Genomic DNA, 24,254 nt, shown 5'->3' on the forward strand with positions numbered 1-24,254 from the left:
CGCCGACGCTACGCCGGGCGCAGCAGGTTCACGATCGCCACGACCCCGACGACGACGATCACGCCGCGCAGCACCGGCTGGGGGAGCCGCCGACCGATCCGGGACCCGATCAGCCCGCCCACCGACGACCCGACGGCGATCAGCCCGACGATCCGCCAGTCGACCCGATCGGGGGCGACGATCAGGAAGGTGACGGCCGCGACCGCGTTGACGCAGGTCACGAGCCCGTTCTTGAGGGCGTTGAGGCGCTGCAGGGTCTCCGTCATCACCGTGCCCAGCAGCCCGACGAGCAGGATGCCCTGCGCGCCGCCGAAGTAGCCGCCGTAGACACCGCACGCGGCGGTGGCGACCAGCGCCGCCGGTCCGACGTCGCGCCGCCCGGCCCGCTCGGGCCGCCGCGCGAGTGCCCGCGCGATCCACGGGTGCACGGCGACCAGCAGCACCGCGAGCCCGATCAGTACCGGCACCACCGCCCGGAACGCCGTGGCGGGAAGCACGAGCAGCAGCACCGCCCCCGCGGTGCCGCCGACCACCGACATCGACCCGAGCACGAGCAGCCGCCGTCGCTGGTCGGCGAGCTCGCGACGGTATCCCCACACGCTCGCGGCCCCGCCGGGCACTAGCCCGATGTTGTTGGAGACGTTCGCGAGCACCGGCGGGAAGCCGAGCGCGAGGAGCGTGGGGAACGTGATCAGCGACCCGGACCCCACAGCGGCGTTGATCGCCCCCGCCGCGGTTCCGGCGAGCAGGATCAGTACGGCGTCGAGCGCGGTCATCGGGCCCCCTCCCGGCGGGCCCCGGTGCCCGCTCCGGCACCCTCCTCCGCGATCGGCGGGAGCGGTTAGGGCGCACGCCACCTCAGGCGGGGTTGAGCCCCGGCCGCCGGTCCTCCACCACGAACGTCGCGCGCGTCTCGACCGGCGCCCCCGCTTGCTGGACGTAGGGCAGCACGCGGAACTCGGCCGTCAGCTCGTCGGCGGTGAACCGGGTGCGGACGTAGCCGCGGCGGTTGTTGAAGAACCGGATGTGCGGGTTGTCGGCGAGCTGCCCCGCGGTCTCCTCGTTCGTCTCCGAGCCGTCGCCGCCCGAGGTGACCGAGCTCGACACCAGCTCGGTGCCCACCACCGGCGACCCGGGGTCGTCGAAGCGTCGCTTGACGTCGGCGGCCCAGTGCGCGTGCACGTCCCCGGTGAGGACGACGACGTTGCGCGACCCCGCCTCCACCCACGAGTCGACGACCCGGTCGCGCGATGCGGTGTAGCCGTCCCACGCGTCGGGGTTGAACCCCCGCGCCTCGCCGGGTACGTAGTCGACCTGGGAGAAGAACACCTGCTGGCCGAGCACGTCCCAGCGGGCGCGCGACTGCGCGAAGCGGTCCGCGAGCCATGCCTCCTGCTCGGAACCGGGCAGCGACGCGGCCTCGTCGGACCGCGCGTCGCAGGTGGCCGGGAACGTGTCGTCGCACGGCTGGTCGCTGCGGTACTGGCGGGTGTCGAGCATGTGGAACGCGGCGGTGCGACCCCAGCCGACGGTCCGGTAGAGCCGCATGTCGACGCCCGAGGGGCGCTGGGCGGCGCGCAGCGGCATGTTCTCCCAGTACGCCCGGAACGCCGCGGCCCTCCGGTCGGCGAAGTCGCCGCCCGGAGGGTCGAGCGGCAGCTCGCGCACGTCGTCGGCCCAGTTGTTCTCGACCTCGTGGTCGTCGAACACGACCAGCCACGGGGCGACGGCGTGCGCGGTCCGCAGGTCGGCGTCGGTCTTGTACTGCGCGTGGCGCTGGCGGTAGTTCGCGAGCGTCGAGGTCTCCGGGCCGACGTGGTCGCGCACGTTGCCCGGCTCGGTCACGTAGTCGTTCGCGACGTACTCGTAGAGGTAGTCGCCCAGGTGCAGCACCAGGTCCGGCTCGTCCTCGGCCAGGCGCGCGTAGGCGGTGAAGAATCCGTGCTCGAACTGCGAGCACGAGGTGAAGCACATCGTCAGCGGGGCCATCGACGACGGCGGCGGCGCGGTGCGGGTGCGCCCGGTCGGGGACACCGCTCCGTCGGCACGGAAGCGGTAGAAGTACTCGCGGCCCGGACGCAGTCCGGCGAGCTCGACGTGGATGCTGTGCCCCAGCCCCGGACCGGTGGTCTCGACGCCCCGGCGCACGATCCGGCGGAACCGCTCGTCCTCGGCCAGCTCCCACTCGACGTCGGTGTGCCGGTCGCCCATCCCGCCGAGGCCGTCCTCGGCCAACGGGTCGACCGCGAGGCGGGTCCAGAGCACGAACCCGTCGGACGCGGGCTCCCCGGACGCGACGCCGAGGGTGAACGGGTCGCCCCGGCGGGCCGACGCCGCGGCGGGCGCGGCCGTCAGCAGGCCGGTGGGGACGGCCAGCACGGCGGAGGCGGCGACCCCGGCGAGCAGGACGGATCGGCGGTCGGTGGAGGTGCGCGCGTCGACGGTCACGTCCGGCAGCGTGTGTCACCCGGCCGTGCGCGGCGTGGACCGGAGGGCACGACCCGATGAACGCCGGGCCACCGTTGAGGGATTGGCACTCTCATGGGTAGAGTGCCAACGCACGCCGAGATCGACCGTCGGCACCCCGGCACCCGCGGCGGCGGGGAGCCCGACCGGTCTCGCGTCGTATCCGATCAGAGCCGATACACGTACACCCCGAAGGGGAGGTCATCGTCGTGGCGAACATCAAGCCGCTCGAGGACAAGATCGTCGTCCAGGCCAGCGAGGCGGAGACCACGACCGCGTCCGGCATCGTCATCCCGGACACCGCCAAGGAGAAGCCCCAGGAGGGCAAGGTCCTCGCGGTCGGCCCCGGCCGTATCGACGACAACGGCAACCGCGTCCCGCTGGACGTAGCGGTCGGCGACGTCGTCATCTACTCGAAGTACGGCGGCACCGAGGTCAAGTACAACGGCGAGGAGTACCTCATCCTCTCCGCGCGCGACGTGCTCGCGGTCGTCAACTGACGCAGTAGTTCTGCAGTACCGCCGCCCCGGTGGTCCCTCGACCGAGCGGGCCACCGGGGCGTCGGCATTTCTTGAAGTAACCCAGAGAGGCAGGACATGCCGAAGCAGATCAGCTTCGACGAGCAGACCCGCCGCGCACTGGAGCGCGGGGTGAACCAGCTCGCCGACGCGGTCAAGGTCACCCTCGGCCCGCGTGGCAGGCACGTCGTCATCGACAAGAAGTTCGGTGGTCCCACCGTCACCAACGACGGGGTCACCATCGCCCGCGAGATCGACCTCGAGGACCCGTTCGAGAACCTCGGGGCCCAGCTCGCCAAGACCGTCGCCACCCGCACGAACGATGTCGCGGGCGACGGCACCACCACCGCCACCGTGCTCGCCCAGGCCATGGTGGCCGCGGGCCTGCGCAACGTCGCCGCGGGTGCGAACCCGATGGCGCTGGGCAAGGGCATCTCCGCCGCCGCCGACGCGGTCGCCGCCTTCCTCAAGGAGAAGGCCGTCCCCGTCGACGACAAGGAGCACATCGCCCAGGTCGGCACGATCGCCTCCCGCGAGGCGGAGATCGGCAACCTGATCAGCGAGGCGCTCAAGGCCGTCGGCAAGGACGGCGTGATCACCATCGAGGAGGGCTCCACGCTCGCCACCGAGCTGGAGATCACCGAGGGCCTGCAGTTCGACAAGGGCTACCTCTCCCCGTACTTCGTGACGGACTCGGAGTCGATGGAGGCGGTGCTGGAGAACGCCTACGTCCTGCTGCACCGCGACAAGATCGGTGCCATCGCCGACCTGCTGCCGCTGCTGGAGAAGGTGCTCGCCGACGGCAAGCCCCTCCTCATCATCGCGGAGGACCTCGAGGGCGAGGCGCTCTCGACCCTGGTCGTCAACTCGATCCGCAAGACCGTCAAGGTCGCCGCGGTCAAGTCGCCGTTCTTCGGTGACCGCCGCAAGTGGTTCATGGAGGACCTGGCCATCGCCACCGGTGGCACGGTCATCAACGCCGAGGTCGGGCTCAAGCTCTCCGAGGCCGGGCTGGACCTGCTGGGCACGGTGCGCCGCGTCGTCGTCACGAAGGACGCCACCACCCTCGTCGAGGGCGGCGGCTCCAAGGACGCGGTCGACGACCGCGTCGCGTTGCTCAAGCGCGAGATCAAGGACGCCACGTCCGACTGGGACACCGAGAAGCTGCAGGAGCGGCTGGCCAAGCTGGCCGGCGGCGTCGCGGTGATCAAGGTCGGGGCGGCCACCGAGACCGCGCTCAAGGAGCGCAAGCACCGCATCGAGGACGCGGTGTCGGCCACCCGCGCCGCGGTCGAGGAGGGCATCGTGCCCGGCGGCGGTTCCGCGCTGGTGCAGGCGGCCAAGACGCTGGAGAGCGGCCTCGGCCTCACCGGCGACGAGGCCACCGGTGTCTCGATCGTCCGCAAGGCCCTGTCGGCCCCGCTGTTCTGGATCGCCGCCAACGGTGGCCTCGAGGGCTCGGTCGTCGTCAACAAGGTCGCCGAGCAGGAGTGGGGCCACGGCTTCAACGCCGCCACCCTCACCTTCGGCGACCTACTGGCCGACGGCGTCATCGACCCGGTGAAGGTCACGCGCTCCGCCGTGGTCAACGCCGCGTCGATCGCGCGCATGGTGCTCACCACGGAGAGTGCCGTCGTCGACAAGCCCGCCGACGCCCCGGCGGCCCCCGCCGGTGGCGGTCACGGCCACGGGCACGGTCACTAGCAGTACCCCGCACGACGAACGGGCCACCTCCGGAAGGAGGTGGCCCGTTCTGCTTCACGGAACCGACGTGGCCTGACGCGACGCCGGACCCGGCGTCATCGGGGTGCGTGCACCACCGGTGCGGGATCGGCCATCTTGAGCGTGCGCTCCCGGCCGCGGATGATGTCGTCGCGCTCGGACTCCGAGAGCCCGCCCCACACGCCGTACGGCTCGTGGACGGTGAGCGCGTGGCGCCGGCACTGTTCGAGGACCGGACAGGTCAGGCACACCTGCTTGGCGCGCACCTCGCGGTTGACCCGCGCCGGGCCCCGTTCACCCTCCGGGTGGAAGAAGAAACCGCTGTCCATCCCGCGGCACGATCCGTGCATCTGCCAGTCCCAGATGTCGGTCACCGGGACCGGGAGCCTTCTGATGTCCGCCACGACTGCATCTCCTCAACGACGACCGTCTACCAGGTCGGAGTCCCCATCGTAGAACCGCTTCAAACCTTGTTCAAGTATGCGGAGGTAGGGGATGCGGTTGCCCTTCGTGCAGCGGGCCCGCACGATGGTCCAATGCACTCCGAGCCGACGGCGGCCGCACCGGTCCCGCCGCCGGTCACCGCTGATCAGGACGACCCCCGGGTCGACGAGCCGGCGTCCGCTGTCGCGGCCGAGGTGGACGGGCGGGTGCCGCAGCTCACGGTCGCCGCCGTCGCCCGCCGGCTCGGTATCGCCCCGTCCACGCTGCGCACCTGGGACCGTCGCTACGGCATCGGCCCCGGCGCGCACGAGCCCGGCCGTCACCGTCGCTACGCGGCCGACGACGTCGCGCGCCTGGAGCTGATGCAGCATGCGCTGCTGCGCGGGGCGTCACCCGTCGACGCCGCGGAGTACGCCCGCACCGCCCGGCTGCCCCGCCCCGACGCCGACGGACCCCGGCGGCTGCCGGCCGAGTCCGGGACCCCTCCCGACGCGGACGAGCCCGACGTGGGCGGGCCGCTGCTGCTCGCCGACGACACCGGCGACGGTCGGGCCGCCACCCGGGTCCGGGTAGGCGGCCGGGCGCTGCGGCTGCCGGGCGCGGGTCGTAGGGCCCGCGGGCTGGGCCGGGCGGCGTTGGCCCTCGACGCAGCGGCGATCCGGAAGCTGCTGGAGGAGTCGATCGCGGCGGACGGGGTCGAGGACACCTGGGACGCCGTGGCCCGGCCCGTGCTGTCCGCGGTGGCCCAGCGGTGGGCCGACACCGGAGCCGGCATCGAGATCGAGCACCTCATCAGCGAGTGCGTGATCGCGGTGTTCGGGCGGCACGCCACCGAGGCCGCCCCCGCGCGCAATCCCCGGCCGGTGCTGCTCGCCGGGATGCCGGGGGAGTACCACACGCTGCCGCTGACGGCACTCGCCGCGTCGCTGGCCGACCGGTACGTGGAGTGCCGGTCGCTGGGCTCCAACCTGCCCTCCGACGCGCTCGTCGCCGCGATCCGACGGACCGCGCCGGCCGCCGTCGTCCTCTGGTCGCAACTCCCGCAGAGTGCCGACCTGGGGCTGTTGCGGTCGTTGCCCCGCACCCGTCCGCGGTTCCGCACGTACGTCGCCGGGCCGGGCTGGGCCGGGGCGGAGCTGCCCCCGCGCGTCGGGTCGTTGGTCTCGCTGTCGGACGCGGGTCGACAGCTCGCCGCGGCGGTGCTGATCTGACCGCGGCGGCCGGGCTCCGCGACGCCGCGTTCGGTGCGTCACCGGGAGCGGCGGTCCGCGTCGGTCCCGGCGCGACGCCCGCCGACCGCTGGTGCGCTGCCGTCGTGCTCGGCGGGCAGGGCCGCTTCGCCGCGGCCGCGGCGCTGTTGCAGCGACTGCTGGCCGACCCGTGCACGCCGGTCGGGATCGCCTCGCACGCCGCGGTGACGCTCGCCTCGCACCTGAGGCAGCGGGGTGGCCACGCGCTCGCCCGACCCCTCGACGCGCGCGGACTGCGACTGGCCGCCATCGCGCCGGGCGACCCGCCGTGCCCGGACGGTACCGACGCCGCGGCGGCGGGGGTCGACGCGCTGGTCGGGCTCGCCGCCGACGCCCTCGGGGTCGGCGACCCGGTGGCCGACCGCCTGCTCGACGCCGCAGAGGCGCTGCGGCACCCCTCGTGGCGGACCGCGGTGCGGATCGACTGGGTGCGGGCGGAGTCGGCGCTGTACACGGGCCGGGCGGCGGACGGGGAGGATCCGGCACGGCGTGCGCTGGACCGGGCCCGGGAGGCGGGCTCGGTGCGGCACGTCGTCAAGTCCCGGCTCGTGCTCGCGGTCGTCCGCGCCGTTGCTCACCCGAACGGCGCAGTTCTCACTGAACTGGACGCGGTGGCCGAGGCGGCCGACCGCGCGGGTCTGCTTCCCCTGTCGGTACCCGCCCGATGGGCCGGAGCTGATCTGTCGGGGGACAACCTGTCGCCGTCCGTGACCAGATCGACACCGAACGCAAACGACGATGCGGTGAATCGATCGCACGAAGCGGCGAACGGCAGGGTGAGCGGTCCGGCGCGCCGACGACACGCCGCGACACTCACGGCGAGCGTCCTCTACCAGCTCAGTGACCCCGTGGGCAGGGGCCTGACGGGGGAGCCGGTGTCGGGTGCTGCACGGACCTCAGTAATGTAATTACTCCATTCGGAACTTCGTCACCCACATGACGAGTGCCACTCGGCGCAACCCGCCCGAATGGAGGGCACAAAAGGGCCCTGATCGTGTCAAGGTGGAGCGGTCACCCGCCGATGCGTGGGGTGACACATCACCCGGCTGCAGGAAGCTGCAGGAAGGAATCGTCGTGACGACGGTACTCATCTGCGACGATCGTCGTAGCGTCCGCGAAGGCCTGACCCGCGTGATGTCCGCGGTGCCGGGGGTGCACCGGATCGATTGCGTTGCGCACGGGGACGAGTTGCTGGCCCGGTTCTCCCGGCAGCCGGTCGACGTTGTCCTGGTAGGCACCCAGCGTGCGGTGCCCACCGGGGTGGAGGCGACGCGACGTCTGGTCGCCGCACACCCCCAGGCCAACGTCATCGTGTTCGGAGCCCCCGACGATGCGGGCAGCATCGCCGCGGCCATCGCGGGCGGCGCGCGCGGTTACCTGCGCTGGGACGCCTCGCGTCCCGAGCTGGTGGCCGCACTCGCCCACACTCTGGCGAGCACGGCCGTGCCCACGCCGAGGGCCCCGACGGACCCCGGCGTGCAGCTCACGGAGCGCGAGCTCCAGGTGTTGCGGGGCATGAGCCAGGGCAAGAGCAACGGCCAGATCGGGCGCGAGCTCTATCTGTCCGAGGACACGGTCAAGACCCACGCCCGCCGGCTGTTCCGCAAGCTCGGCGTGCGTGACCGGGCCCAGGCCGTCGCGCACGGCTTCCGTCGCGGTCTGGTCTCCTAGCTCCACCAGCACGTCCGGGTGCGTGGCCGCCGTATCGGCGGCCACGCACCCGTTTGCATGTCCGGCCCGTGTCGACATCCGGGCAACCCTTCTCCGCTCCCGTGCGTCCCCCTGTCGAGGTACCCGCTCCAGCGGTCTCCGGCTCTTCGCTACGGTGGACCGCACTGAGGACACGGTTGAACACTCTCCGTGGTCGCCCTCACGAACGGATGAGATCGAAGATGCTGCGTAACACCCGGACGACACAGTGCGATGAGTGAGACGACAGACGTTCCCGACGAACTCGTCACCCGCGCCATGGCGGGCGATCGAGTCGCCGTCGGGCACGTGCTCGCCATCATCCGGCCCTTGGTCGTGCGCTACTGCCGTGCGCGCCTGGGTCGGGAGCGTTCGTTCGCCTCGGCGGACGACGTCGCACAGGAGGTGTGTGTGGCCGTGCTGACGGCCTTGCCCGGGTACCGGGTCCAGGGGCGCCCCTTCCTCGCGTTCGTCTACGGCATCGCGTCACACAAGGTGATCGATGCCCACCGCGCCTCGACCCGCAACAAGTCCGATCCCTTCGCGGATCTCCCGGACTCGGTCGAGACCGCCGACGGACCGGAGCAGCGCGCCCTGCGCGTGGAGCTCTCCGGCGAGATGGCGCGGCTCCTCGAACAGCTCCCGGAGAAGCAGCGGGAGATCCTGGTGCTGCGCGTGGTGGTGGGTCTGTCGGCCGAGGAGACGGCCGAGGCCGTCGGTTCCACGCCCGGAGCGGTCCGGGTGGCACAGCACCGGGCCCTGGCCCGGCTCCGCAAGTCGATGCCCGAGGAGGTGGTCTAGATGCAGGACGAACGACGCGGTTTCGGCGAGACGAGTCCTCGCCACCGCCGCACCAACGGCACCAACGGCTTCCATCCGGACAAGATGCGCACGCAGCCGATCCCGTTCAAGGACGTGTCGGAGGAGCCGATCGACCTCGTCGCGGTGCAGGCCGACGACGAGCTGATCAGCGCCCTCGCCGCCGGGATGTCCGTCTCGGCCCCCGGTGTCGGCGGGTACGACGCCGACGACCACGTCGCCGCCCTGCTCGCCTCCTGGCGGGCGGAGGTCGATTCCGAGCCGCTCCCCGAGCTCGTCGACCTCGACACGGCGATGGCCACGATCCAGGCGGCATCCCGCCCCCCCGGTCGGCGCGCCCGGCACCTGTTCCCGCTCGCGGCCGCCGCCGCGATGATCGTCTTCACCGTCGGTGGTGTGTCCGTCGGTGCGTCCGACGCCCGGCCCGGTGACACCCTCTGGGGTGTCTCCCGCGTGCTCTACAGCGAGCGGGCGGAGTCGGTCGAGGCCGCCGGGCGCGTCGAGTCCCGGATCAACGAGGCCAAGGACGCCCTGACGCGCGGTGAGCCCGACGTCGCCGCCGCCGCGCTCGCCGCGGCGGAGGAGGACCTCGTCGCCGTCCGTGCCGAGGAGGGTCTCGCCGAGCTCGCCGAGGTGCAGAGCTTCCTCGAGGCGAAGGCTGCCGAGACCCCGCCGGGCAAGCCGGTGCAGCCCGGCACGCCGCTGGCCGCCGACCCCCGCCGTCCGGTACCGCCGCGCGCGGCCGCCGAGGGCGCCCCGACGACGCCCGCCCCGGCGCCGTCCGGCGCAGTCACGACGACGGCTCCGACGTCGCCGTCCGATCCGGCGGTCAGCCCGCTCAGCGCCGACGCGACCCCGTCGCCGGCCACGCCGAGCGTCGAGCCGACCACCGGCACCACCCCGTCCAGCGAAGGCGGGTCCTCGTCCGCCACCAGCGAGGGCAGCCCCGACCCGACCACCACCACCTCCGGTCAGGGCCTCGGCCCGACGGCCACCGAGGAGGGCACGCCCACCGCGGCGGGGTCGGAGTCGGAGCCGACCACCACCAGCTAGTCGGTACGACGCCGAACGGCCCGGCCCCGTGAGGGGACCGGGCCGTTCGGCGTGGCGGGGGTCAGGAGTCGGAGAGCACCGCGTCGGCGTAGCCGCGGCAGTACTCCCACGTGACGTAGCTGCTGGGGTCGGGATCGAAGGCCGGCTCGTGCGGGCGCATCTGCCCCTCGTCGAGCAGCTGCTGCAGGCTCGCGCGCAGCAGGCTCCACTCGTGGAAGTGCTGCTCGCCGCAGTCGCCGCAGTCGACCACGATGCCGCGGACCCCACGGACCTCCAGCAGCGCCTGGTACACGGCGAGGTCGGCGATGTCGGCGACGATCTCGTCGCGCTCGGCGTCGCTCAGCTCCTCCGCCTCCTCGGGCTCGGGGCCGTCGAGCGACAGCGCGGGGTCGAGCGGATCCCCGGCGAAGGGGTCCGGCGGCAGCGCGTCAGGTGGCACGTCCCCGATCGTACTCGGGACGGGTGACGGAATCTGTGGGCAGGCACTCGTGCGACCCGCGCGTCGCGGCGTCCCGACGTGGATACGATGGCTCTCTGCGATGACGAGCCGGAGGATTCGATGACGAGCGAGGCCGCCGGTCTGCCGCCCAAGTTCGCGATGCTGGGCCTGACCTTCGACGACGTGCTGCTGTTGCCCGCCGAGTCCGACGTGGTGCCGTCGTCCGTCGACACGGGGACGCAGGTCACCCGCCGCGTCCGGCTGAAGGTGCCGCTCGTGTCGTCGCCGATGGACACCGTCACCGAGTCGCGCATGGCCATCGCCATGGCGCGCGCGGGCGGGCTGGGCACCCTGCACCGCAACCTCTCGCCCGAGCAGCAGGCCGCACAGGTCGAGGTCGTGAAGCGGTCCGAGGCGGGGATGGTCACCGATCCCGTGACGTGCTCACCCGAGGCCACCCTCGCCGACGTGGACGCGCTGTGCGCGAAGTTCCGTATCTCCGGCGTGCCGGTCACCGACGCGGGCGGCAAGCTCGTCGGGATCATCACCAACCGCGACATGCGGTTCGAGATGGACCACACGCGGCCCGTCCGTGAGGTCATGACGCACGCGCCGCTGATCACCGCGCGGATCGGCGTGTCCGCGGAGGCCGCGCTGGGCCTGCTGCGCCGGCACAAGCTGGAGAAGCTGCCGATCCTCGACAACGACGGCATCCTGCGCGGGCTGATCACGATCAAGGACTTCAACAAGACCGAGAAGTACCCGCTGGCCACGAAGGACCCTGACGGCCGGCTGGTCGTCGCGGCCGCGGTGGGCGTGGGCGAGGAGTCCTACGCCCGCGCGATGGGGCTGGTCGAGGCCGGCGTCGACGTGCTGATGGTCGACACCGCGCACGGGCACTCGCGGCGCGTGCTGGAGATGGTGGCGAAGCTGCGCGCCGAGGTCGGTGACGTCGACGTCGTCGGCGGCAACGTCGCCACCCGCGCGGGGGCGGCAGCGCTCGTCGAGGCCGGGGCGGACGCCGTCAAGGTCGGGGTCGGGCCGGGCTCGATCTGCACCACGCGCGTCGTCGCGGGGGTGGGGGCGCCGCAGATCACCGCGATCTACGAGGCGTCGCTGGCCTGCGCCGCGTCCGGCGTCCCGGTGATCGGCGACGGCGGCATCCAGTACTCCGGCGACATCTCCAAGGCCATCGCGGCCGGCGCGTCCACCGTGATGCTGGGCAGCCTGCTCGCGGGCACCGCGGAGTCGCCGGGCGACCTCATCCTCGTCGGCGGCAAGCAGTACAAGACCTACCGCGGCATGGGTTCGCTCGGGGCGATGAGCGCGCGAGAGGGCAGCAAGTCCTACTCCAAGGACCGCTACGCCCAGGACGACGTGCTCAGCGAGGACAAGCTCGTGCCGGAGGGCATCGAGGGGCGCATCCCGTTCCGCGGGCCGCTCTCGCAGGTCGTCCACCAGCTCACCGGCGGGCTCCGCTCAGGCATGGGCTACGCGGGCGCCAACACGATCCCGCAGCTGCAGCAGGCGCAGCTCGTCCGCATCACCGCGGCGGGCCTCAAGGAGAGCCATCCGCACGACATCACGATGACGGTCGAGGCGCCGAACTACGCGGCGCGCTGACTGTCTAGGGTTGGCCCGTGCGTGACCACGTGGAGATCGGGATGGGCCGGGAGGCCCGTCGGAGCTACGACCTGGGCCAGGTCGAGATCGTGCCCTCGCGGCGCACGCGGAGCTCCCAGGAGGTGTCCACCGCCTGGCAGCTCGACGCGTACCGCTTCGAGATCCCGCTGATCACCCATCCGACCGACGCGGTGGTCTCGCCGGCCAGTGCGGTGACCGTCGGGAAGCTCGGCGGGCTCGCGGTGCTCAACGCCGAGGGGCTCTGGGCCCGGCACGCCGACGCCGACGGCGAGCTCGCCCGGGTGCTCGAGGCCGCCGAGTCCGACGACCCGGCCGCGGCCGTCCGGCTGCTGCAGGAGCTGCACGCCGCCCCGATCCAGCCGGCGCTGCTGGCCGAGGCACTGCGCACCGTCCGCGAGGCCGGGGTCACTGTCGCGGCGCGCGTGAGCCCGCAGCGCGCCCGCGAGCTCACCCCCGACCTGCTCGCGGCCGGTGTCGAGATCCTCGTCGTCCAGGGCACGATCATCTCCGCCGAGCACGTCTCCGACGGCGAGCCGTTGAACCTCAAGGACTTCATCGCCTCGCTCGACGTCCCCGTCGTCGCGGGCGGGGTGGGCGACTACCGCACCGCGATGCATCTCATGCGCACCGGCGCGGCGGGCGTCATCGTCGGGTACGGGGAGTCGACCGCCACCACCACCGACGAGGTGCTGGGGATCGGGGTGCCGATGGCCACCGCGATCGTCGACGCCGCCGCGGCCCGCCGCGACTACCTCGACGAGACCGGCGGCCGCTACGTCCACGTCATCGCCGACGGCGGCATGACCGGCTCCGGCGACCTGGCCAAGGCCATCGCCTGCGGAGCCGACGCCGTCATGCTGGGCGAGCAGCTGGCCGACGCCACCGACTCGCCCGGTCACGGGCTCTACTGGACCTCATCGGTGGCCCACCCGTCGCTGCCCCGCTCGGAGGTCACCGGGTTCGGTCCGGGCGACCGGAACCTCGAGCAGGTGCTGTTCGGTCCGGCGTCGAGCCCGTACGGCACGGTCAACCTGTTCGGTGCGCTGCGCCGGGCGATGGCGAAGACCGGCTACTCCGACCTCAAGGAGTTCCAGCGCGTCGGGCTGACCGTCCGCGGTTGAGGCCCTGCTCCGTCACAGACCGACGGAGTCGGCACCGTGGCGGGCCTGCTCGGAGGTGAACCCCTCGAACTCGAGCTGGTCGATGAGGCCGGACCGGGAGAAGGAGGTGAAGTCGAGGTAGCTCTGTGCCGACTTCTCCGCCTGCACCATCCAGTCGACGTCCACGGTGTCGACGGCGAACGTGGCGTCGGCCGTCGAGAACCCCTCGAACTCCAGCTGCTTGATGAGCCCCGACCGGGAGAACGCCATGAAGTCGAGGTAGCTCTCGGCCGAGCCGACGGCGTTCTGCTGACTGACCGACATCGTGGGCTCGGCAGGTGCCGGGGGCTCGGTCACGGGCGCCGGGAGCTCGACCACGGGTGCGGCAGCGGGAGCAGCAGCGGCGATGGGCGCCTCGACGGCCGGGACGGCGGCAACGGCCGGGGCCGGGGCCGGGGCCGGGGCGGGGGTGCTGCGGCCGCCGATCGAGGACCCGACGACCAGCAGCACCAGCAGGCCACCGACGACCCACGGCCAGCGGCGCCGCTTCCTCGGCGGGCCGGCGAACGGGGCGGGCGGCGGTCCGGGGAACGGGGCGGGCGGTCCGGCGGGGTGGTGCTGGTGCGGGATCCGGACCGTCTGCTCGTCGGGCGCCCAGGCCGGCGGCCACGCCCCGGGGCTGGGCTGCGGCGGGTTCGGGTAGGGCTGGGTCATGTCGCGCACTCCGATGGGCTGGACGGGGCCTGTGTCACCTCCCGGATCGCCCGGTTCGTCCCGGCCGTTAGCGGTCCCGCGACGCACGTCATCAGTTCTGATGACATCTCACGGACCGGGGTCATCGTCGATCGACCAGGGCGTGGACGAAGCGGAGCTTCTCCAGCACCCGCGGGCTCAGGACGAAGGGGTAGAGGTCGTCCTTGCCCATCGCCCGGTTGACGGCGTTGAGGGCGTAGGTCAGCGGCAGCCAGGTGGCGATCAGGTCGTCGAAGCCGGTGCCGTCCTGCTGCGGGACGGCACCGGGCAGGGCCAGGCCGAAGGCGGCGGCGCTCTGCAGGGTGTCGCGGATGTGCAGGTAGTGGGCGAACGACTCGGCCCAGTCCTCCCACGGGTGCGCCGTGGCGTACGCGCTGACGTGCGTGGACTCCCACCCCGGTGCGGGGGCACCGGCGTAGTGGCGGTCCAGCGCGCCGGCGTAGTCGGCCCGCTCGTCACCGAACAGGGCGCGGAACGGCCCGGGTGCCGGCTCGACCAGGACGGTCCAGTACCAGTGACCGGTCTCGTGCCGCAGGTGGCCGAGCAGGGTGCGGTAGGGCTCGGCGAGCTGCACCCGCAGGGCCTCGCGGTGCCCGTCGTCGCCCTCGGCCAGGTCGATGGTGACGACGCCGTCGGCATGCCCGGTGACCACCGGACCGGCCGAGAGCAGGTCGAACACGACACCGGAGGTGGGCAGGGCGAGGTCGTCGAGCTGGTAGACGAGCCGGCGCTTCGCCGCCTCGGCGCGGCCGAACGCGCGCATCCCGTCGTGGTCGGAGTCGGCGGGCCGCGTGCGGGTGAGCACGCAGCTCCCGCACAGCCCCTCGCCGGGCGCGACCAGCCAGTTGCAGCCGGCGATCCCGGCGTTGGCGCAGCGGACCAGCCCGTCGACCGCGACGAGGTCGTGCGACGCACGGGCGAACCCCAGCGCGGTGCCGCAGTTGAGGCAGGCGGAGTTCTCGAAGAACACGAGCTGCCGGCAGACCGGGCAGGAGAAGGAGCGCACCGGTCCCTCTACCCGTTGTCGAGCCGGATCATGTCGACGGCGACGGTCAGCTCGCTCCCGGCCCCGCCGCTGGAGAAGATCACCCCGCGTAGCGGCGGCACGTCGGCGTAGTCGCGGCCGTGCGCGAGCTCCACGAACGAGTCGTCGACGGCGCGGTCGTTGGTGGGGTCGACGTCGTACCAGCCGTCACCGGTGGACCCCGACACCCCGGTGGACCCCGACACCCCGGTGAACACCGACACCCACGCGTGCGACGCGTCCGCGCCCGCCAGCTTCGGACGACCCGGCGGCGGGCGCGTCTCCAGGTAGCCGCTGACGTAGCGCGCCGCCAGCCCCATCGACCGCAGCCCGGCGACGGCGAGGTGCGCGAAGTCCTGGCAGACGCCCTCGCCGCTCGCGAACAGGTCGGCCACCGAGCTGCGGACGGTGCTGGAGCCGCTGACGTAGCGGAAATCGCGGTGGATGCGAGCGGACAGGTCGAGCGCGGCGTCGGCGATCGCGCGCCCGGGCGGGAAGGAGGGGAGGGCGTACGCGGTGACGGCCGGGTCGGGACCGAGCCGGGGCGAGGGCAGGGCGTACCCGCGGGCGTCGATGTGGTCGGGGTCGGTGCGCAGGCCGTCGCGCACGTCCTCCCACGCCCGGGGCGACGGCGCGACGGCGGGGGCGACGGCGACGGTGCTCTCGGCGAGCACGGTCAGCTCGCGGTGCGCGGAGGTGACGGCGAAGTAGGTGGAGCGGTTGCCGAAGGCGTCGGTGTGCTCGTGCTGCTCGGCGGGGCGCGGGGTGACGATGACGGCCGCGTCGACGCAGGTCTGGCGCGGGCGGTCGGACGGCAGCAGGTGGGCGCGTCCGAAGCTGGTGGAGACCTCGCCGCGGTAGACGTAGGACGTGCGGTGGGTGACGCGGTAGGTCCGCACCTCAGGCCACCGTCCCGAACGGGCGCGGCGGCACCCCGGGGGCGAAACGGCCGCGTTCGAGCACCTCGGCGAACCAGGCCAGGTCGTCGCCCAGCCCGACGACGAGCTCGCGCAGCTCGGCGCGGGTGCCGGCGGGCCCGCGGTGCACCGGGGGCGGACCGTCGGCCAGCCGCCGCTCGACGGCCTCCAGCGCCGCCTCGACGCCGGCGTCCGGCCCGGGGACCCCGGCGACGTCGGCACGGAGCCGCTCGAGCTGGTGCGCGACCGAACGGGGGTTGGTCCGGTCGGTGAGCAGCAGCCCCACCGCCGCCGCGACGCCGGTGCGGGGGAGCCGCCGGTAGGTGATCACGCTCTCCGCGGCGATCAGCACCGACTCGAGCACGAGCGCGTCGGCGGCCGGGCGGGGGCGGTCGCACAGGGTCGCGGCGACCAGTGCGCAGACCCCGATGGCCCGCTCCACGCGGCGGCCCGCGTCGAGCAGGCACCAGCCGGCGTCACGCACGTGGCTCTCCGCGGCGAGCCCGGCCATCGCGAGCAGGCCCTCCAGCACGCGGGACAGTGCACCGGAGACGTCGGGGGCACCGGAGACGTCGGGGGCACCGGAGACGTCGGGGGCACCGGAGACGTCGGGGGCACCGGACGCGGCCAGCTCGCCGAGCACCGACTCCAGCCGGCCCAGCACGAACCAGGTGTCCGCGGAGAGCTGCTCGCGCACCGCCTGCGCGGAACCGGTGAGTCGGTGCACGGCGTAGGCGAGCGACCCGGGCCGGTCGCGGTCGGTGAGCAGCGACAGCAGCTCCGGGCCGGGGGCGGCGAGCCGGCCGACGGCACCCTCGCCGAGGAAACCGGGAGCCGTCAGCGTCACCGCGGTGGTGGCCCGGAGCAGCACGTCGAGGGCATGGCGTCCGCCGGGCTCGGGTCCGACCTGGAAGTCGGCCCGGCGGTCCACGACGGCGCGCAGCAGGCGCGCGGTGTCCTCCGCGCGCTCCGCGTAGCGGCCGAGCCAGAACAGGTCGGCGGCGACTCGGGGGCTCAGCGCCCCGGCCGGGGCGTGCGGCGGGCCGTCGAAGGTGCGCGGGGCCGTCCGGGTGCCGGGATCGACGACCCAGACGTCCTTGGCGCGGTCACCGGCCAGCGCGAGACCACCCGCGAGTACCTGGAACCGTCCACCGTCGGCCGCCGCGAACGCCTGGAGCGTGACCGGCTGAGCGGTGAGCCGCCCGCCCGGGCCGATCGTCGGCACGGTGCTCGGCGTCAGGACCTCCTGGCCCGTCCACGCGTGCGGCTCGGCCGTGATCCGCGCGGCCAGCTCGGTGCGTTCCGCGGCCGTCAGGTCCGCCCCGGTGATGGTGTGCCGGTCCTCGTCCCGCGCGATCGGTTTGACGAGCAGGTCGGGCAGCCGCGCCAGCACGTGGGAGAGCCCGGCCGGGTCACCGCACCACCAGGTCGGCGCGGCGGGGAGGGCGAGCGGCTCGTCGAGCAGTGCCTGCGCGAGCGCGGGCAGGTACGGGAGCAGGCCGGGGTTCTCGGCGACCCCGCTCCCCAACCCGTTGACGACGGTCACCGCGCCCCGCCGCGCCGCCTCGAGCAGCCCGGGGACGCCGAGCTGCGAGCCCGCCCGCAGGTCCAGCGGATCGCACCAGGCGGCGTCGACGCGGCGCAGGATGACGTCGACGGGCTCGGGGCGGCCGAGCGTGCGCTGCCAGACCCGGCCCTCGCGCACCATCAGCTCCGACCCGAGCACCAGCGGGAACCCGAGCTGCGAGGACAGGAACGCCTGCTCGAAGGCGGTCTCGCTCTGCGGGCCGGGGCTGAGCAGCACCACGCGCGGCGCGTCGGGCCCGGTGTGCAGCCCCTCCAGTCCGCGGCGCACGGCGTCGAGGAAGGGGCGCAGGCGCCGTATGCGGGAGCGGCGGTGCACCGGCGCCAGCACCCGTGCGACGACCCGGCGCCCGGCCATCGCGTACCCCGCGCCCGACGGGGCCTGCACGCGGTCGCCGAACACCCGCCACCCGTCGGCGGTACGGGCGAGGTCGACGCCCGCGAGGAACAGCTCGCGGCGCGGCGGCGCCCCCGGCGAGCGCGCCCAGCCGCGGACGTAGCCCTCGTGGCCCAGCACGACCTCGACCGGCAGCAGACCGGTGCGCAGCGTGAGGCGCGGGCCGTAGAGGTCGGCGAGGAGCCGGTCGAGCAGCTCGGCTCGCTGCGCGACGCCCCGTTCCAGCCCGCTCCACTCGTCGGCGGTGAGCAGCAGCGGCACGGGGTCGAGGGCCCAGGGCCGCTCGTCGTCGGCACCGGGCGGGCGGTAGCCGACGCCGTCCTCCGCGAGGAGCCTGCGGGTGTCGACGTCGCGGGCGGCGCGACCGGCCGGGCCCGCGCGGTCCAGCTCCACCGCGAGTGACGACCACGCGCCCCGGACGGCTCCGTGCCCGTCGAGCATCTCGTCGTGCCCGTCCGGTTCGTAGCCGGCGACACGGCCGGCGGCGACGGTCACCCGGGCCGGCCCGGGCGCGGGCAGCCGGCACGGGTCGTCACCGGGCCATCCTGCGCCATCCGCGGCGTGCGCGGGAGATGTGGTGACCCGTGCGACGACGGCCTGCGCCACCACGTGCGGGTCCTCACGGTCGCCGGCAGCACCGGCCGGGGGGAGGAGTGCGCCCGGGACCTCGAGGTCGGGTTGCTGGACGAGCTCGACGTCGGGAACCCGGCTCCGGTCGGGTCGGTGGTGCCCTACGAGAGCGGACCGGGCGCCGGCCGGCGCCCGGTCCGCCGCCATCGCCGAGCGAACCGAGACCGACCCGGTGCGGCAGCTGGAGCCGGAGCTGTCGGCGTCCTGTCAGCGCGGGGCCCGGACCGGCGCGGTGTCGAGCGCAAGCCGACCCGGGCGCGCCGCCTGATCGGCCGGCCCGTCGCGCTCGCCCGTGCCGTCGCGCGCCGGTTCGTCGACGAGTCGATCGCGGGGCCCGCCGCCGAGGGTCTCCTCACCCTGCGTCGCCGAGACGCCGGACGCGGCTCCGGTCCTGTTCGGCGAGTACGTCCGGCAGGTGGTTCGCCGATCGGCCGGACGCGGGCCGACGCAGCGGCTCCACTGGCCCGTCGGGGTGGTCGGCGCCGCCGTCTAGCCTGGTGGGGTGCAGCCACCGACCGTCCTCGTCGTCGACTACGGCGCCCAGTACGCCCAGCTCATCGCCCGCCGCGTGCGGGAGGCGCAGGTGTACTCCGAGATCGTGCCTGGGGACACGTCGGTCGAGGAGATCGTGGCGCGCAAGCCCGCCGCCCTGATCCTGTCCGGCGGGCCGTCGAGCGTGTACGCCGACGGCGCACCCGTCGTCGACCCGGGTCTGTTCACCGCGGGCATCCCCGTGCTCGGGCTCTGCTACGGGTTCCAGGCGATGGCCAGGGCACTCGGCGGGGAGGTCGCGCCGGACGGCACCCGGGAGTACGGGCGCACCGAGCTGACGGTCACCGACCCGGGCGCGCTGCACGGCGGGCTGCCGACCACCCACCCCGTGTGGATGAGCCACGGCGACTCCGTGGTCCGTGCGCCGGAGGGGTTCACGGTCACGGCGTCGAGCGAGCGGGCGGCCGTCGCGGCGTTCGAGGACACCGACCGGCGGCTGGCCGGTGTGCAGTACCACCCCGAGGTCGGGCACTCGCCGTACGGGCAGCAGGTGCTGAGCCGGTTCCTGCACGAGGTCGCGGGCATCGCGCCGGGCTGGACCACCTCGTCGATCATCGACGACACCGTCGCCGCGGTCCGCGCGCAGGTCGGTGACGGCCGCGCGATCTGCGGGCTGTCGGGCGGCGTCGACTCCGCGGTGGCCGCCGCCCTCGTGCAGCGCGCCATCGGCGACCAGCTGACCTGCGTGTTCGTCGACCACGGCCTGCTGCGGTCCGGGGAGCGGGAGCAGGTCGAGCGCGACTTCGTCGCCGCGACGGGCGCGAAGCTGCACACCGTCGACGTGGCCGACCGCTTCCTCGCCGCGCTCGCGGGCGTCACGGATCCGGAGACCAAGCGCAAGGTCATCGGGCGGGAGTTCATCCGGGTGTTCGAGGCCGCCACCACCGAGGTGGCCGCGGAGGAGCACGTCGGGTTCCTGGTGCAGGGCACGCTCTACCCCGACGTGGTGGAGAGCGGCGGGGGATCGGGTACCGCGGTGATCAAGAGCCACCACAACGTCGGCGGGCTGCCCGACGACATCGAGTTCGCGCTGGTGGAGCCGCTGCGCGCGCTGTTCAAGGACGAGGTCCGCCGCGTCGGACGCGAGCTGGGGCTGCCGGAGGGGATCGTCGGGCGCCAGCCGTTCCCCGGCCCGGGCCTGGGCATCCGGATCATCGGCGAGGTCACCTTCGACCGGCTGGAGACGCTGCGCGCCGCCGACGCGATCGCCCGCGAGGAGCTCACCGCGGCCGGTCTCGACGACACGATCTGGCAGTGCCCGGTGGTGTTGCTGGCCGACGTCCGCAGCGTCGGCGTGCAGGGCGACGGGCGCACCTACGGGCACCCGATCGTGCTGCGGCCGGTGAGCTCCGAGGACGCGATGACGGCCGACTGGACCCGCCTGCCCTACGAGGTGCTGGAGCGGATCTCCACCCGCATCACCAACGAGGTGGCCGAGGTCAACCGCGTGGTCCTCGACGTCACGAGCAAGCCGCCGGGCACGATCGAGTGGGAATGACGGACACACGGGAATGACGGACACACGGGAATGACGGCGGGCGGTCACGGGTCCCCCGACCCGTGACCGCCCGCCGTCCGCTGCCCGCCCCGATACGCTCCCCAGCTCCCGGGACGGACTGTTCTAGTCGCGCCGGTTGCGCAGGCTCCCCACCAGGAGTACCAGGCCGACGGCCGCCGCGCCGCAGGCGAGCAGCCAGCGCGGGTCGATCGCGGGCAGTTCGCCGACGAAGGCGAACACCGACAGGACGAGTGCGAGGACGCCGGTCACCAGCGTCAGGGCGTCGGGCCGGTGGCGGCCCGTCTCCAGCTCAGCCACGGAGCACCTCCACGTCACCGGCACCGGCGTTCACCGTGATCTGCAGCGGGCGACCGCCCGCGACACCGTCCGCACCCAGGTCGGTGACGGTCAGGCTGCCGTCGATCCCGTCGCGCCGCTCGTCACCGGCGCGCACGGCACCGACCCCGGTGGAGCCGGTGAAGGTCAGGTCCGCGTCCGGCGGGACCGTGATCGTGACGTCGCCGACGCCGAGCTCCACCTCGGTGACCAGCGGGGCGCCGGGTGCCGACAGGTCCAGTACGGTCAGGTCGAGGTCGATATCCCCCGCGCCGTGGGAGTACAGCGGCTGGAGCTGGGCCGCGGTCGCCGGGCGGAGAGTGAGGTCACCGACGCCGCCCTCGGGCCACTCGAACGACGACGCCGCGAGGGAGCCCCAGGTCAGCAGGCCGACGAGCACGGCGACCGGGACGAGCCCGCGCCCCGCCCGCAGGAACGACCCGACGAGCAGCCCGAGGCCGAGCACCGCGAGCACCACCCCGAACAGCACCGGGGCGTTCGAGAACGACAGCACGCCCAGCGCCAGCATCAGCAGCGCCGTGGCCCCGCCCGCGAGCAGCGCGACGCCGAGCGTCACGGCCGTGACCGGCGGGCGGCGCCGCGCCGGGACGGGCGGTGGACCGCCGGGTTCGGGCAGGTCCCACGCGAAGGGGGCGGCGCCGAGGGGGTCCCAGGCGGGCGGTGTGCCCTTGACGAGCGAGACCGTGCCCGGCTCGTCCACCGGAGCGGCGGCGGCCGGGGCCACGGCGGTGCGGCCGCCCCGGCTGCGGTGCAGCAGGAACAGCAGCCCGAATGCGACGACCAGCGGCAGGATCCCGTAGCCGTTGTCGTCGAACAGCGATCCGAACGCGATGGCGCCGAGGATCGCCAGCCCCACCAGCGCGACGCCGCGCGGCCGGTTCCGCGTGGTCGGCACGTCCGTGCCGTCGGGCAGCGCGATCCAGCCCGCGACGTAGAGCAGGACGCCGACCCCGGAGAACGCGGCGACGACGAACGCCACGCGGATCAGCACCGGATCCACGTCGTAGCGGTGCGCGATCCCCGCAGCCACGCCGGCGACGTGCCGGCCTTCCCGCGGCCTCGCCGGCCGCGTGTCCCACATGTCGCGGAGGCTCGTCCGCAGCTCTGTCCCGTCCATGTCCACCACCCTGCTCGCCCCGCGACCCCTGAAGCATGAGGGATGACCCCGGCCCACCCCCGACTTCTCCCCGATGTCCACCCGCTCGGTGCGTGTGACGATGGTGCGGTGAACACACCGACCCCTCCGCTCGCGCGCCGTCGCAGCGGCCGGCTCGTCGCGGGCGTCGCGGGCGGGGTGGCCGACCATCTCGGCCTCCCGGTCACCTGGGTCCGCGCCGCCTTCATCGCCCTCGCGGCGATGTGGTGGGCGGGCGCGCTGGCCTACGGGCTGCTCTGGGTCTTCGTCAAGCAGGAGGCCGCCGACGTCGAGCGCACCACCCCGCAGCGGGAACGGCAGCAGGCACTCGGCCTCGCCGCGCTCGGGGTCGCCGCCGCGCTGACGGCCGCCGCGCTGGGCAACGACCTCATCGGCTGGATCGTCGGGCCGCTCGGCGTGGCCGCGGTGGGTGCCGCGGTGGTGTGGCGCGAGGCCGACGAGGCGCAGCGCCGCCGCTGGACCGGTACCGGGGGGCGCAACGCGCTGTGGCGGACCGTCGCCGGCGCGGTGTTCGTCGCCGCCGGGATCGCGGTGTTCCTGTTCGGCCAGCTCCAGCTCGGGCAGGTGCAGTTCGCGCTGCTCGCCGTGCTCGTCACGCTCCTCGGCGTCGGGGTGCTCACGGTGCCGTGGTGGGTGCGGCTGGTCCGTGAGCTCACCGAGGAGCGCCGCGAGCGGATCGTGGAGACCGAGCGCGCCGAGATCGCCGCGCACCTGCACGACTCCGTGCTGCAGACCCTCGCGCTGATCCAGCGCCAGTCCGACCAGCCGCGCGAGGTCGCCCGGCTGGCCCGCGGCCAGGAGCGGGAGCTTCGGTCCTGGCTCTACGGGGCGGGCGGCTACGGCCGGAGCACCGGCGCCGCGCTCGACGAGGGGCTGACCGCCGCTCTGGCCGCGGCGGCCGCCGAGGTCGAGGACACCTACGCCGTGACGGTCGCGCCGGTCGTCGTCGGCGCCGACCGCCCCCTCGACGACCACCTGCGCGCCCTCGTGCTCGCCGGCCGCGAGGCGATGGTCAACGCGGCCAAGCACGCGGGCGTCGCCGAGGTGTCGGTGTACTGCGAGGTGGAGGACGACGAGGTGAACCTGTTCGTCCGTGACCGCGGGGCCGGCTTCGACCCCGACGACGTGCCCGAGGACCGGCACGGGCTCGCCGACTCGGTGCACGGCAGGATGGAACGGCACGGCGGCACCGTCCGCCTGCGCAGCACGCCGGGCGAGGGCACCGAGGTGCACCTGGCGATGCGGGTACGCACCCACGAGGAGGCGGCGACATGACCGAGCCCGACGATCAGAAGATCATCAAGGTCTTCCTGGTCGACGACCACGCCCTGTTCCGCTCCGGCGTCCGCGCCGAGCTGGACCGCGCGGTCCCCGACGTCACCGTCGTGGGCGAGGCCGGGTCCGTCGACGAGGCGGTGGCCGCGATCCGGCACCACCGACCCGACGTCGTGCTGCTCGACGTCCACATGCCCGACGGCGGCGGTGCGGAGGTGCTGCGTCAGCTGCGGCCCGAGCTGCCGGACGTCGTGTTCCTGGCGCTGTCGGTCTCCGACGCCGCTGAGGACGTCATCGCGGTGATCCGCGCGGGCGCGCGTGGGTACGTCACCAAGACGATCTCCGGGCGCGAGCTGGCCGACGCGGTGCGCCGCGTGCACGCCGGTGACCCGGTGTTCTCGCCGCGGCTGGCCGGGTTCGTGCTCGACGTGTTCTCGCAGAAGCCCGGTGCGGCCCCGCCCGGCGACCCGGAACTCGACCTGCTCACCCGCCGCGAGCGCGACGTCCTGCGCCTGCTGGCCCGTGGGTACGCCTACAAGGAGATCGCCGGGGAGCTGTTCATCTCGGTGAAGACGGTGGAGACACACGTGTCGTCGGTGCTGCGCAAGACCCAGCTGTCCAACCGCTACGAGCTGTCGCGCTGGGCGTCGGACCGCCGGCTGGTCTAGCTTCCGCGGCGTGGCCGCTACGAGCTGTCGCGCTGGGCGTCGGACCGCCGGCTGGTCTAGCTTCCGCGGCGTGGCCGCTACGAGCTGTCGCGCTGGGCGTCGGACCGCCGGCTGGTCTAGCTTCCGCGGCGTGGCCGCTACGAGCTGTCGCGCTGGGCGTCGGACCGCCGGCTGGTCTAGCTTCCGCGGCGTGGCCGCTACGAGCTGTCGCGCTGGGCGTCGGACCGCCGGCTGGTCTAGCTTCCGCGGCGTGGCCGCTACGAGCTGTCGCGCTGGGCGTCGGACCGCCGGCTGGTCCA

At 73.9% G+C, this 24,254-nt stretch carries 22 protein-coding genes; 12 read left to right on the forward strand and 10 right to left on the reverse strand.

Features of this window, described 5'->3' with window-relative positions:
* Positions 1 to 8 precede the first annotated feature (8 nt).
* Complete coding sequence (locus I4I81_RS28520) at positions 9 to 776, reverse strand: sulfite exporter TauE/SafE family protein (protein ID WP_218602407.1); 768 nt, start codon at positions 774 to 776, stop codon at positions 9 to 11.
* A gap of 82 nt (positions 777 to 858) precedes the next feature.
* Positions 859 to 2,457 carry an alkaline phosphatase D family protein gene (locus tag I4I81_RS28525; RefSeq protein WP_218602417.1) on the reverse strand — a complete coding sequence of 533 codons (1,599 nt, stop codon included), beginning with the start codon at positions 2,455 to 2,457 and terminating at the stop codon, positions 859 to 861.
* 218 nt (positions 2,458 to 2,675) lie between these two features.
* On the opposite strand from I4I81_RS28525, the gene groES reads away from it, so the two are divergent.
* Positions 2,676 to 2,966: a co-chaperone GroES gene (gene groES / locus I4I81_RS28530; RefSeq protein WP_013677399.1), complete on the forward strand. Its 291-nt coding sequence runs from the start codon at positions 2,676 to 2,678 to the stop codon at positions 2,964 to 2,966.
* A gap of 96 nt (positions 2,967 to 3,062) precedes the next feature.
* Positions 3,063 to 4,688: a chaperonin GroEL gene (gene groL / locus I4I81_RS28535; protein WP_218602406.1), complete on the forward strand. Its 1,626-nt coding sequence runs from the start codon at positions 3,063 to 3,065 to the stop codon at positions 4,686 to 4,688.
* Positions 4,689 to 4,783: 95 nt separating this feature from the next.
* Here groL and I4I81_RS28540 read toward each other — a convergent pair whose 3' ends face one another.
* Positions 4,784 to 5,110 carry a WhiB family transcriptional regulator gene (locus I4I81_RS28540; RefSeq protein WP_275967493.1) on the reverse strand — a complete coding sequence of 109 codons (327 nt, stop codon included), beginning with the start codon at positions 5,108 to 5,110 and terminating at the stop codon, positions 4,784 to 4,786.
* A 132-nt stretch (positions 5,111 to 5,242) separates the two neighbouring features.
* Between I4I81_RS28540 and I4I81_RS28545 the strand changes: the two genes are divergently transcribed.
* The 5 genes from I4I81_RS28545 (at position 5,243) to I4I81_RS28565 (ending at position 9,961) form a co-directional block, all read left to right on the forward strand.
* Positions 5,243 to 6,361: a MerR family transcriptional regulator gene (locus tag I4I81_RS28545; protein ID WP_218602405.1), complete on the forward strand. Its 1,119-nt coding sequence runs from the start codon at positions 5,243 to 5,245 to the stop codon at positions 6,359 to 6,361.
* 104 nt (positions 6,362 to 6,465) lie between these two features.
* The gene (locus I4I81_RS28550; protein ID WP_218602404.1) at positions 6,466 to 7,308 is read left to right on the forward strand and encodes a hypothetical protein; all 843 of its coding nucleotides are present in this window, start codon (positions 6,466 to 6,468) and stop codon (positions 7,306 to 7,308) included.
* 166 nt (positions 7,309 to 7,474) lie between these two features.
* Positions 7,475 to 8,071 (forward strand): response regulator transcription factor, encoded by a 597-nt coding sequence (locus I4I81_RS28555; protein WP_075942692.1) that lies wholly within the window; start codon positions 7,475 to 7,477, stop codon positions 8,069 to 8,071.
* A 252-nt stretch (positions 8,072 to 8,323) separates the two neighbouring features.
* Positions 8,324 to 8,890, forward strand: a complete 567-nt coding sequence (locus I4I81_RS28560; protein WP_218602403.1) for a sigma-70 family RNA polymerase sigma factor — start codon at positions 8,324 to 8,326, stop codon at positions 8,888 to 8,890.
* Positions 8,891 to 9,961 carry an anti-sigma-D factor RsdA gene (locus I4I81_RS28565; protein WP_218602402.1) on the forward strand — a complete coding sequence of 357 codons (1,071 nt, stop codon included), beginning with the start codon at positions 8,891 to 8,893 and terminating at the stop codon, positions 9,959 to 9,961. It abuts the gene before it with no gap.
* A 61-nt stretch (positions 9,962 to 10,022) separates the two neighbouring features.
* Here the strand turns inward: I4I81_RS28565 and I4I81_RS28570 are convergent, their stop codons facing one another.
* On the reverse strand, positions 10,023 to 10,409 hold the full coding sequence (locus tag I4I81_RS28570; protein ID WP_218602415.1) for a DUF5319 domain-containing protein: 387 nt from the start codon (positions 10,407 to 10,409) through the stop codon (positions 10,023 to 10,025).
* A 111-nt stretch (positions 10,410 to 10,520) separates the two neighbouring features.
* Between I4I81_RS28570 and guaB the strand changes: the two genes are divergently transcribed.
* Positions 10,521 to 12,023 carry an IMP dehydrogenase gene (gene guaB, locus I4I81_RS28575; protein ID WP_218616455.1) on the forward strand — a complete coding sequence of 501 codons (1,503 nt, stop codon included), beginning with the start codon at positions 10,521 to 10,523 and terminating at the stop codon, positions 12,021 to 12,023.
* 17 nt (positions 12,024 to 12,040) lie between these two features.
* Positions 12,041 to 13,165 carry a GuaB3 family IMP dehydrogenase-related protein gene (locus I4I81_RS28580; RefSeq protein WP_218606384.1) on the forward strand — a complete coding sequence of 375 codons (1,125 nt, stop codon included), beginning with the start codon at positions 12,041 to 12,043 and terminating at the stop codon, positions 13,163 to 13,165.
* A 12-nt stretch (positions 13,166 to 13,177) separates the two neighbouring features.
* On the opposite strand, the gene I4I81_RS28585 is transcribed toward I4I81_RS28580, so the two are convergent.
* From I4I81_RS28585 to I4I81_RS28600, 4 genes are all read right to left on the reverse strand, one after another.
* Entirely contained in the window at positions 13,178 to 13,858 is a 681-nt protein-coding gene (locus I4I81_RS28585) for an Ltp family lipoprotein (protein WP_218616456.1), read from the reverse strand.
* A gap of 121 nt (positions 13,859 to 13,979) precedes the next feature.
* A complete protein-coding gene (locus I4I81_RS28590) occupies positions 13,980 to 14,903 on the reverse strand; it encodes a zinc-binding metallopeptidase family protein (protein WP_218606447.1) in 924 nt (307 codons plus the stop codon).
* Positions 14,904 to 14,911: 8 nt separating this feature from the next.
* Positions 14,912 to 15,820, reverse strand: coding sequence for a transglutaminase family protein (locus I4I81_RS28595; protein WP_218616457.1), 909 nt, complete (start codon positions 15,818 to 15,820; stop codon positions 14,912 to 14,914).
* Between the two features lies 1 nt (position 15,821).
* Complete coding sequence (locus I4I81_RS28600) at positions 15,822 to 18,428, reverse strand: circularly permuted type 2 ATP-grasp protein (protein ID WP_218605618.1); 2,607 nt, start codon at positions 18,426 to 18,428, stop codon at positions 15,822 to 15,824.
* Positions 18,429 to 18,951: 523 nt separating this feature from the next.
* Between I4I81_RS28600 and guaA the strand changes: the two genes are divergently transcribed.
* Complete coding sequence (guaA, locus tag I4I81_RS28605; protein ID WP_218605619.1) at positions 18,952 to 20,499, forward strand: glutamine-hydrolyzing GMP synthase; 1,548 nt, start codon at positions 18,952 to 18,954, stop codon at positions 20,497 to 20,499.
* 123 nt (positions 20,500 to 20,622) lie between these two features.
* Here the strand turns inward: guaA and I4I81_RS28610 are convergent, their stop codons facing one another.
* Both I4I81_RS28610 and I4I81_RS28615 read right to left on the reverse strand, forming a co-directional pair.
* Positions 20,623 to 20,817 carry a hypothetical protein gene (locus I4I81_RS28610; protein WP_218606464.1) on the reverse strand — a complete coding sequence of 65 codons (195 nt, stop codon included), beginning with the start codon at positions 20,815 to 20,817 and terminating at the stop codon, positions 20,623 to 20,625.
* Entirely contained in the window at positions 20,810 to 21,973 is a 1,164-nt protein-coding gene (locus tag I4I81_RS28615) for a PspC domain-containing protein (protein ID WP_218616458.1), read from the reverse strand. The genes I4I81_RS28610 and I4I81_RS28615 overlap by 8 nt, the downstream gene beginning before the upstream one ends.
* Before the next feature lie 108 nt (positions 21,974 to 22,081).
* Here I4I81_RS28615 and I4I81_RS28620 point away from each other — a divergent pair, with 108 nt between their 5' ends.
* Entirely contained in the window at positions 22,082 to 23,287 is a 1,206-nt protein-coding gene (locus tag I4I81_RS28620; RefSeq protein ID WP_226363614.1) for an ATP-binding protein, read from the forward strand.
* On the forward strand, positions 23,284 to 23,955 hold the full coding sequence (locus tag I4I81_RS28625) for a response regulator (RefSeq protein WP_218603405.1): 672 nt from the start codon (positions 23,284 to 23,286) through the stop codon (positions 23,953 to 23,955). The genes I4I81_RS28620 and I4I81_RS28625 overlap by 4 nt, the downstream gene beginning before the upstream one ends.
* The last annotated feature ends 299 nt before the right edge of the window (positions 23,956 to 24,254 follow it).

Source organism: Pseudonocardia abyssalis (assembly GCF_019263705.2).
GTDB lineage: Bacteria > Actinomycetota > Actinomycetes > Mycobacteriales > Pseudonocardiaceae > Pseudonocardia > Pseudonocardia abyssalis.

What these genes read in the sequence shown, in the direction of transcription:
- I4I81_RS28520 (WP_218602407.1), bottom strand. Translation starts at nt 776, where the DNA reads ATGACCGCGCTCGACGCCGTACTGATCCTGCTCGCCGGAACCGCGGCG.
- groL (WP_218602406.1), top strand. Translation starts at nt 3,063, where the DNA reads ATGCCGAAGCAGATCAGCTTCGACGAGCAGACCCGCCGCGCACTGGAG.
- I4I81_RS28545 (WP_218602405.1), top strand. Translation starts at nt 5,243, where the DNA reads ATGCACTCCGAGCCGACGGCGGCCGCACCGGTCCCGCCGCCGGTCACC.
- I4I81_RS28560 (WP_218602403.1), top strand. Translation starts at nt 8,324, where the DNA reads ATGAGTGAGACGACAGACGTTCCCGACGAACTCGTCACCCGCGCCATG.
- I4I81_RS28565 (WP_218602402.1), top strand. Translation starts at nt 8,891, where the DNA reads ATGCAGGACGAACGACGCGGTTTCGGCGAGACGAGTCCTCGCCACCGC.
- guaB (WP_218616455.1), top strand. Translation starts at nt 10,521, where the DNA reads ATGACGAGCGAGGCCGCCGGTCTGCCGCCCAAGTTCGCGATGCTGGGC.
- I4I81_RS28585 (WP_218616456.1), bottom strand. Translation starts at nt 13,858, where the DNA reads ATGACCCAGCCCTACCCGAACCCGCCGCAGCCCAGCCCCGGGGCGTGG.
- I4I81_RS28615 (WP_218616458.1), bottom strand. Translation starts at nt 21,973, where the DNA reads ATGGACGGGACAGAGCTGCGGACGAGCCTCCGCGACATGTGGGACACG.
- I4I81_RS28625 (WP_218603405.1), top strand. Translation starts at nt 23,284, where the DNA reads ATGACCGAGCCCGACGATCAGAAGATCATCAAGGTCTTCCTGGTCGAC.